2 protein-coding genes are annotated in these 2760 nt (G+C 61.8%); one reads left to right on the top strand and one right to left on the bottom strand.

The features are described 5' to 3' along the window. Nucleotides 1-100: 100 nt before the first annotated feature. Nucleotides 101-1591 carry an L-piperidine-6-carboxylate dehydrogenase gene (gene amaB / locus LVD08_RS16750; RefSeq protein ID WP_247268695.1) on the bottom strand — a complete coding sequence of 497 codons (1491 nt, stop codon included), beginning with the start codon at nt 1589-1591 and terminating at the stop codon, nt 101-103. 165 nt (nt 1592-1756) lie between these two features. Here amaB and LVD08_RS16745 point away from each other — a divergent pair, with 165 nt between their 5' ends. Then, nucleotides 1757-2668, top strand: a complete 912-nt coding sequence (locus LVD08_RS16745) for a LysR family transcriptional regulator (RefSeq protein ID WP_247268694.1) — start codon at nt 1757-1759, stop codon at nt 2666-2668. Nucleotides 2669-2760: the final 92 nt, after the last annotated feature.

Raw genomic sequence — 2760 nt, 5'->3', positions numbered from 1 at the left:
CTTGCTCGCGAAAGCGGTGTTTCAGCCAACATCTGTGTCGACTGACCCACCGCTTTCGCGAGCAAGCCCGCTCCCACAGGGGATCTGCTTCATTCCAAACTCAGTCGAAGGTAATGCCCTGCGCCAGCGGCAACTCCAGCGAGTAGTTCACGGTATTGGTCTGGCGGCGCATGTACGCGCGCCAGGCGTCGGAGCCCGACTCACGACCGCCGCCGGTCTCCTTCTCGCCACCAAACGCGCCGCCAATTTCCGCGCCGCTCGGGCCGATGTTGACGTTGGCGATGCCGCAGTCGCTGCCAACCGCCGACATGAACTGCTCGGCCTCGCGCACGTCGGTAGTGAAGATGCACGACGACAGGCCCTGCGGCACCGCATTGTTCAAGCGCAGCGCTTCCTGGAAGTCGCTGTAGCCGACCACGTAGAGGATCGGCGCAAAGGTTTCGCTGCAGACCACGTCGCTCTGCTCTGGCATTTCGACAATGGCCGGCGACACGTAGTAGGCGTTGGGGAACTGCTCTTCGAGCTGACGCTTGCCGCCGAACACCCGACCGCCCTCGCTCAGTGCCTGCTCCAGCGCGTCCTGCATGTTTTCGAAGCTGTGTTTGTCGATCAGCGGGCCGACCAGATTGCCTTCCAGCGGATGACCGATGCGCACTTTGGCGTACGCGGCTTTGAGGCGGGTGACGATTTCTTCCTTCACTGATTCATGGGCAATCAGCCGCCGCAGGGTGGTGCAACGCTGCCCGGCAGTACCGACCGCACTGAACAGAATGGCGCGTACAGCCATGTCTAGGTCGGCGCTCGGGCCGAGGATCATCGCGTTGTTGCCGCCCAGTTCGAGAATGCTGCGGGCGAAACGTGCGGCGACTTTCGGCGCCACTTCGCGGCCCATGCGGGTGCTGCCGGTGGCGCTGATCAGCGCAACACGCGGGTCATCCACCAGCGCTTCGCCAGCGTCACGGCCACCGATGATCACTTGGCACAGGTGCGCCGGCGCATCGCTGAAATTCTTCACCACACGGTCGAACAGCGCCTGACAGGCCAGTGCGGTCAGCGGGGTTTTCTCCGACGGCTTCCACACCACCGGGTTACCGCAGACCAGCGCCAACGTGGTGTTCCACGCCCACACCGCGACCGGGAAGTTGAACGCGCTGATCACGCCGACCACGCCCAGCGGATGCCAGGTTTCACGCATGTGGTGGCCCGGGCGCTCGGAGGCGATGGTCAAACCGTACAACTGACGCGACAGGCCGACGGCGAAGTCGCAGATGTCGATCATCTCCTGCACTTCACCGAGGCCTTCCTGAGTGATCTTGCCCGCCTCCCACGACACCAGTTCGCCGAGGTCAGCCTTGTACTCACGCAGCACTTCGCCGAACTGACGCACCAGTTCGCCGCGACGCGGGGCCGGCACCTTGCGCCACAGCTCGAAAGCATGATCTGCGCGACTGATGTGCTGCTCGACTTCGGCCGGGCCTTCCCAGTTCACGGCGGCGATGCGGCTGCCGTCGATGGGCGAATGCACCGGCACTTTGCCGTTCTGGTACAGGGCCGGGTTCACACCAAGACGATCAAGCAATGCGGCAACCATGGGTCACTCCTCAAGCGAAAAACAGAATGTGTGCGGACGCATTTTCGCGACCGGGCAGGCCTTTAGTTGTAGCTTCCCGAAGGCGAGGCAACAAACGACCTTTACGCGAGATATCATTCCGTTTATTCATGCTGCGCACAGAAAGACAAGAAAAAGGGATCACCCATGCTGAATAAACGCCACCTGCCATCGATCACCGCGTTGCAGTGCTTCGAGGCCGTGACCCGGCACCTGAGCTTCACCCGGGCCGCCGAAGAGCTGAACCTGACGCAGAGTGCCGTCAGCAAACAGGTCGCGCAGCTTGAGGAATTGTTGCAGCACTTGTTGTTCCGTCGGGTGCGTCGGCGTTTGCAGATGACCCCGGCCGGGGATTTGTACCTGGTGGAAGTCCGAAAAATCCTCACTCAGGTGGAAATGTCCACGCATTACCTGCGTTCCTACGGCGGCGAGACCGAAGTCCTGCGTGTCTCTACACCCTCGACCTTCGGCGCTCGTTGGCTGGTACCGCGTCTGAAGGGCTGGCGTCTGCGCCATCCGTCGATCCATCTCGACTTGTGCAACGAGCAGGAGGCCGATGACTTGCTGCAGGGTCGCAGCGATCTGGCGTTCTATTTCGGCCAGAGCTCACGGCCCGGCACCGAATGCCTGAAGCTGTTCGGCGAAGAGCTGGTACCGGTCTGTGCGCCCGGCAGCCTGCCGGATCAGCCCTTCACCGACCCGACGCAACTGACCGATCTGGTGCTGCTGCAAAACGCCTCGCGCCCACAGGCCTGGCATGACTGGTTCGACAGTCAGGGTTACCACACCGAACACAGCTATCACGGCCCGCGTTTCGAAACCTTTTACATGTGCATCCGCGCCGCTCAGGTCGGCTGCGGCGTCGCGTTGTTGCCACGGTTTCTGGTGGAAGAGGAATTGGCCGACGGCAAACTGGTCATTCCCTGGCAGCATGCAATGCCCAGTTCCGACGCCTATTACCTGGCCTACCCGGAACATGCGGCGGAAGTGCCGAAGGTGCGGGATTTTGTGAAGTGGATGCTGGAGCAGATCGACAGCCCGGATCTGACGCCGATATAGAGTTTTCACGACCCTGTGGGAGCGGGCTTGCTCGCGAATGCGGTGGGTCAGTCAATTCAAATGGGACTGATGCACCGCATTCGCGAGCAAGC

It is taken from the genome of Pseudomonas sp. YL2 (genome assembly GCF_023063025.1).
Taxonomy (GTDB): Bacteria; Pseudomonadota; Gammaproteobacteria; order Pseudomonadales; family Pseudomonadaceae; genus Aquipseudomonas; species Aquipseudomonas putida_A.
The sequence above is the reverse complement of the archived record's forward strand: the minus strand, read 5'-3'. Positions and strand labels throughout refer to the sequence as shown.